A 6,713-nucleotide genomic window follows, 5' to 3' on the forward strand; every position below is an offset into this window, starting at 1 on the left:
CGTACCAAGTCGCGCAGTGCTTCATGACGCGCGTCTGGTACCCAGACATAGGTGAGCTCACCGGCACGATGCAGACGAGCCAAAACGATGGCGTCGCACCGGTCGTTCTTGATCCGCGCGCCCGGTTTTCGTGGCGTCAGCAAAGGGGCCCCCGTTGCCGTGAGTTGACGCTGAACGTTGTAGCCGCATGACCCGGCCTCGTAGACGAACTCGACGACACCGTGTCGACGTGTCAGATTTCGAGCGAGCTTACCGATTGCTGTCGGATCGTTCTTGAGCGTGCCGACATGTCGAACCTCACCCGCTCGTCCAGCGTCCGCCACCGCGACATAAATTGTCTCCTTGTGCACGACGAGACCAACGAAGGGCACAAACCCCTTGCATTTCTCCTTCCTCGCCGGGATACCCCCGGGTAACGCGCAGAATGCGATTCCGGGCGGGAAAAGGCCATGTCATCTGGCCGAGCGCTGGACACGGCGTGGTGACGATCTCAGCGGCGCAGATGGCCTTTATGCTCGAGGGCATCGACTGGCAGCACCGGCAAGAGACGTAGAGATCGACGTCCCTCGGGTAATGCTTTTGGCTTGCGAATGGCGAGGGATGTGATTCCATCACTGGCGTGACCACCCAATCGCTCCCCACCGATCTAGCTGCCGCGCATGCGCTGATCCTCGCCGAGCGCGCCGCGCCTCTGGAAGCGGAAAGAGGCCACGGCGAGCGCAACGGCGGCGGCTGCCAGCGCGCGAGCGGATCTGTCGAGCGCCGAAGCTCTGATCAGCCATCTCAAGCTCGAGATCGATAAGCTGCTTCGGACACTTTACGGCACGCGCACGTAGCTCAAAGCGCGGTTGCTGAAGCAGATGGAGCGTGAGCCCGAAGAGCTGGAAGCGGCGGCAAGGGAAGATGAGCCGGCCGTCGAGAAGGTAGCGACGAAAACGCAAGGGGCACGTTCTCCCCGGCGCCGACGGCGCGATGAGCGAGCCATTTCCGGACAACATTGAACGCGAGCGCGTGGCGGCCACGAACTGCCCGTGCTGCGGCAGCAGCAGGCTATCGAAGCTCGGCGAGGACGTGACCGCGACGCTGGAGCAGATCCGCAGCGGTTCAAAGTCATGAGACGGTGCGGGAAACCGTTCAGCCGCCGGGGCAGCGAGGCGATCACGCAGCCGCCTGCACCGTTCCATGCGAAACTACATGGCTATATCGGACCGCAATTTGCTGGCGACGATCATGTTCGACAAGTCCCGACAACATTTGCCGCTGACCCGCCGTAGCCAGCGCTTCAAATGCGGGGCATCGATCTATCGGTCTCGACACTGGCCGACCAGGTCGGCGTAGCCGCCTTCGCGGTCATGCCCGATCGAAGCGCATGTGCTGGCGGCCGAACATCCGCGCGCGACGAAACCACGGTGCCGATCCGGGCGAAGGGCAAGACCGTGACCCGGCGGATCTGGAGCTACGCGCGCGACGATCGGCCCTTCGGCGGCGGCGTGGCCCCAGCGGTGGTCTATGACGCCTTGGCCGACCGGCACGGCGAACATCCGCGGCGACACTTGCAGAACTTCACCGACATCGTGCGGGCTGACGCGCACGACGGACTCAATGCTCTCTTTGGTACGGAGCGCCAGCGGACGCCGGTCACGCCTGCTTTTTGCTGAGCGCACAGCCGGAGGTTGTCCATCGAGCTTGCCGACATCGCGGCCAATGCCCGGCACGGCCAGAATGCCGGCAATCTCACCAATCGCGTTGGACGCCGTCAAACGCATTGACGCGTTGTTCGACATCGCGTGAGTCAACGCCTAAGTGCTGAGAAGCGACTGCTCGTGCGTCGAGAAAGAAGCTTGCCGCTGCTCAACGTTCTCAAGCTGATTAAATATTTGTATGCTGAATCGCTGGGATGGCTTCGCTCGATTCGTCGACGATGATCGCATTTGTCTGACCAACAACGCAGCCGAACGGAGCCCGCACGGATTGGCTCTGGATAGAAGGGCCTGGTTATTCGCTGGATCCGACCGCGGCGTAGACGAGGGTGCCATCATGCTGAACCCTCACCACGCGCCTCTACGGCGTCGATCCCGTGGACTGCCTCGCCGACATCTTCAGACGCATCGCGGAGATCATCCAATTCCGCCTTCACGAACCACTCCCGTGGGAGTGGAGAAAACGCCGCAACCGCTCGGGCCGCCTGAAACCGTCGTCATCATCGTAGCCGGCAAGGACCCTCCGCGCGCGTGGAAATAGCGCGGGTACTGCTCGTGTGCTTACGAAGCAGGTGCGTGGCTTGCCCCTGCGGCGTTCGGCGGCAATGAGAGCGGCCATGTTCCCCGCAGCCAGCGCCACCAACCACGCTTACGATTTTCGAAGCCATGCATTTGGAGCACAAGTAAGATTCATCCCGAACGCATCGGTGTAATAGGTGTCGATTAAAAATCCTGATTGCTCCACCAAATGCAAGCCGTCGATAATGTCCTTATCTGCCCTCATAGGATTGTCTTCAATTACATAATAATCTCCCGATATGAGAAAGTTGTTCAGATAAGAAAATATCGAAAATACTTGCACGTGCGCGTCATCGATCACCAGCCAAGGATGAGGTAGCCTCATCAGCAGGTCTTCATCGAACGCGGCAACATCAGAAAGGTCAGCCTGGTGAAAGGTAAGAAATGGATGTTGTTTTGCATTTCCGTGAACACATTTGGTGTGCAAATCAAATGAGTGAACTTCGCCGGGAGTATCACAAAGCATCGACATATGATCAGCAAACCAGAGGCCGCTGCCACCCTGATAAGAACCGAGTTCTAAAATTGTCCTCGGCTGAAGCTCCCAAATAAGTCTTGTATATAAAGCGAGATCAAAAGGCGTTTTGATGTGTATTAATCCCTTGTACGTCAGCGCCAAGGCTCCGACTTTTGTGGAGCGCTTGTCAAAACTTTTTGGGTAAATAGACGACATCCATCCTCGTGCCGATGGCTTTGCAAAGCGGTCAGCATGGTCCGCATTCACAACGCTGCTTATTGCGATTCCCATATCAAGAAGCCCGCCCGGCTTAATTTGATCAGGGTAATTCTTTTGGGCGGCCTCCCAAAACGCTTTGTATCCGGAAGCGAGTTTCATAAGTCTATCTCCGTACTGCGCCTGTCTTTGTTTGACCTAAAGGTGCATATCCTTGACGCCGTAATGGCGCGGCTTGGGTGATTTGGGCTAAAAGTCGACCCGGCCTTTTCTAAGAACGTTGTAATCTCCTTCCGGCTCCGTGAAGTTCGAGGCGACTGCCACATCAATGGTCGCCGCTCCTGCATTCCGAGTACAAAGACTATCTATGTTGCATTGACTAGGATCAATCTCATCGGTTACTCGTGGGATCCGGCCGCTACGACTGTTTTGTCCGCGGCGGCTCTTGCTCGTTATCTCAGCAATCAGCGTGCCACCCGCGGAATATAGTGCTCGCTGACCTAACGAGAGCGAATCACGCGCACGTGCCGGGCCGCCCGCGAGAATGGCCTCGCCGCTTTGTCCAGGGTGCGACAGCGGCGTCATGAACCCGACACGGTTGGTACGACAATGATGACCGCTGAACGATGACGGTCGCCTGTCGTGCCGACCCCGGGAGTCGGTTTGAGGATGATGTACCCTCCGGCGATCTCACCACCGAGGCGTCGGCATTGGATACCGCATGGGCCATAGCAGCTAGTTCCGCGCCGAGTCGGTACAGCCATACAAGACTGCGCAGGGCGGCACGAATGGGGTGGCCATCTAGTTCACAGCTGAGCGACCGGCCTTGCTTTCACGATCTCTCTGGCGCCGTAGCCCTCTAATCTGGTAGCTTTCCTAAGCGAGTTAGCGAGTGGTTTACTTCGTTGAAACAAGCGTGATCCAGCTGCCTGTAACAATTGTATAGAATATCCAGTTCGACGCCGATCTCGTCAGGCCGGCTGTCGTGTAGATCAGCTAAGCCGTCAGGTGCAGCCGGCAGAGAGAATCGAGCTAAAAATGAAACAGCGAAGTCCGCTTTTCGATCCTGGCTCGGCGACCGGACAGTTTCGGGACACCGCCTGCGTGGACGACCAGGAGGGACGGTTTGCGGTCGTGAAGGCCGATCGTCTCACCCGCATTTGTGCCGCACTGTTGCAAGCTGCCGGTGCGCCGGAGGGCGAGGCGCAAGCAGTCGCCACTGGCTGTGTCAACGCCAACCTGGCGGGCCATGATTCCCATGGTGTCATCGCCATTCCGGGGTATATCGAGAGCATCAATGCGGGGCATATCGTGCCCGGCGCGGAATGGACCATTGTGCAGGAATCACCGACCACGACCGTCATCGACGGCCATTGGGGCTTTGGCTTCCATGTCAATGCCAAGGCGATGGCGCTCACCATCGAAAAGGCACGCATTGCTAATGTTGCGGCGTGCACGGTGTTTCGCCAAAGTCATGTTGGGCGGCTCGCCGCCTATACGTTGATGGCGGCAAACGCGGGCATGATCGGGCTTGCGGCCGGTGGCTCCGGCAGCTCACCCAAATGTGTCGCGCCCTTCGGCGGACGCGAGGCACGGTTCGGCACCAACCCGATCTCTATCGCTGTGCCCTCCGATCTCGACGCCCCGTTTCTCCTCGACATGGCGACCTCGGCGGTCGCCTTCGGCAAGATTCAACTGGCGATCTCGCGCGGCGAGGAAATTCCCAAGGGCTGGATCATTGATGCCGACGGACGACCCACCACCAATCCCCACGACTACCGCAACGGCGGCGCGCTGCTGCCGCTCGGGGGCCCCGAGGGGTACAAGGGCAGCGGCCTTGCCGCGATAGTGGAAGTGTTATGCGGGCTGCTGACCGACCCTAATTTCGGACGCGAGCCAAGCGGCCGGCCCAGTAACCATAGCTTCATGGCCGTGTTCAATGTCGCAGCCTTCCGCCCACTTGATCTATTCAAGAAAGAGGTCGCCGACTTAGCGCATTATCTGAAATCGACGCCGCCGTCGGAAGGCTCATCTGGCGTATTCTACCCTGGCGAGATCGGATGTTTGCGTCAGCAGGAGCGCGCCGCAAACGGCATCGAAATCGAGGACGCGACTTGGAGGAAACTAGGCGCGCTTGCGCGAGATTACGGACTTGCTCGCGAACTCGATCTCGCCTGAACATTTAGGGCACGGCAAATGTGGCACGTCGCTTTGCCTCGCCTGGAAGACAGCTCACCGATCAACGGTTCAGAAGCCGCGTCCGGTTGCGGCAAGCAGACAGCGATTGATATGGCCGGGCTTTTTTCGGTACCCGGTTGCTCGCGCGCGGCGACGTGGCGCTTCGGTACTTTTATGATCGAAACCCGCTCGTCATGTATGGACGATTGCCTTTGAAAGGCGTCGCTATCTGGTGGTTTGGCAAGCGCATCGGCGAGCGGTCATCTGCGGCCTCAAGAAGCGGCCATCGACCGCGAGCTCAGATGGAGATCGCGGACGAAATTTCAATTGCGACTCGCCGTGACGCATGATGACAATGCGGATTGCTTCGATGCCGGTTTTTGACCCATTGTCATCACCCCTTGATTGCCCTTCCGTTGGGAACGGGTGCGACCGCGGCGGCTGTCGCGCTCGGCTAGACGGCAGGCGCGCTCGCGCAGTCGCGGTGTTCTCCTTTGACCAGAATCGCGCAAATTGTGCGCGCGGTCTTGGGCACGAAGGCCAGCATGGCGATTTCTTTGCGCCGTTCCGCGGACGGATCACGCAAGGTAGGTGATGCCACGCGCCTCTGCTGTCACGCATGGCTCCGTTGATCAGCGTAGCGCCTCGCAGGATGTGATCTCACTGTTTGGAGATACGGTGATGATTGCCGCGGGGCGTGATATCTGCCGATGAGAGCTGTCCAGGTCGGAAATTATCTTTGGCATGCACGGACAGCTCAATTGGCGAGATCCTGATGCGCCCGCCCACGGAGCCATCGAGCAGCTCTATCGGCACGCGCCGATGAATCGTTTTGGTGGCGGCACGAACGAAGTCTTGCGAGATGTCATAGCGCAGCGCGGTTATGGAATGCCGAGCTATGGGAGAACCAAGCGCAGCTGACACTCCAAAACTCATCTCACGGGGATTTAGTATATGAAGGTTTCACTCACTGACGAGCAGGTGGAAATTGTTCGCTCGATCAGGAAATTGTTCACGCGCGAGTGCCCGCCCTCTTTGGTACGACAGCTTCAGGATCCGGATGCTGAGGTTAAGCCGGCGTCGCTTTGGAGCCACCTTGCTGAGAGCGGGGTATTCGGCTTGGCGCTTCCTATGGACGTGGGCGGACAGGACGCAACACTGTTCGATCTGGGTCTTGTATACGAAGAAGGTGGCCGCGTTCTGTGTCCAACAATAGTGCACAGCACCATCGAATTCGGTCTCGTGCTATCGCGGCTCGCCACCGGCAACCCTCGAGCGTCAGAGTGGCTGCACAAGTTGGCGGCTGGAGACATTCTTGCGACGGTAGCGATTGCCGACCCGGCCGATAGCTCGAACGTTGCCCCGTCGATCAGCGCAGAACGACGCGGCTCAAAGTGGGCGCTCAGTGGATCTCTTGACTTCGTGCCGAATGCTGACGTCGTTGACGCGTTGCTAACGACTGCGCGAGTTAAAGACAGCTGGGGGCACGGGTATGATATTGCTGTCCTCCTACCTCGGGAGGCAATCTCGGCGCGACGACGCGCGACGTTTGCGCGCGACAACCAGTGCCGTCTCGATCTGAA

4 protein-coding genes and 2 pseudogenes are annotated in these 6,713 nt (G+C 58.9%); 4 read left to right on the forward strand and 2 right to left on the reverse strand.

Annotation, left to right across the window (positions count from 1 at the left end; translation table 11 throughout):
* A pseudogene (locus QMZ05_RS39900) lies at positions 1-350 on the reverse strand (IS110 family transposase); the annotation flags it as partial.
* Positions 351-619: 269 nt separating this feature from the next.
* Here QMZ05_RS39900 and QMZ05_RS39905 point away from each other — a divergent pair.
* Positions 620-2,209, forward strand: a pseudogene (locus QMZ05_RS39905) (IS66 family transposase).
* Positions 2,210-2,349: 140 nt separating this feature from the next.
* Here the strand turns inward: QMZ05_RS39905 and QMZ05_RS39910 are convergent.
* Entirely contained in the window at positions 2,350-3,114 is a 765-nt protein-coding gene (locus tag QMZ05_RS39910; protein ID WP_353705741.1) for a CmcI family methyltransferase, read from the reverse strand.
* Between the two features lie 876 nt (positions 3,115-3,990).
* Between QMZ05_RS39910 and QMZ05_RS39915 the strand changes: the two genes are divergently transcribed.
* From QMZ05_RS39915 to QMZ05_RS39925, 3 genes are all read left to right on the forward strand, one after another.
* Positions 3,991-5,130 (forward strand): Ldh family oxidoreductase, encoded by a 1,140-nt coding sequence (locus QMZ05_RS39915; RefSeq protein WP_353705742.1) that lies wholly within the window; start codon positions 3,991-3,993, stop codon positions 5,128-5,130.
* Positions 5,131-5,874: 744 nt separating this feature from the next.
* A complete protein-coding gene (locus QMZ05_RS39920) occupies positions 5,875-6,051 on the forward strand; it encodes an acyl-CoA dehydrogenase family protein (RefSeq protein ID WP_353705743.1) in 177 nt (58 codons plus the stop codon).
* Between the two features lie 33 nt (positions 6,052-6,084).
* Positions 6,085-6,713, forward strand: a 629-nt coding sequence (locus QMZ05_RS39925; protein WP_353705744.1) for an acyl-CoA dehydrogenase family protein, incomplete at its 3' end; no start/stop codon positions are given.

It is taken from the genome of Bradyrhizobium sp. INPA03-11B (assembly GCF_040446015.1).
Lineage (GTDB): Bacteria > Pseudomonadota > Alphaproteobacteria > Rhizobiales > Xanthobacteraceae > Bradyrhizobium > Bradyrhizobium macuxiense_A.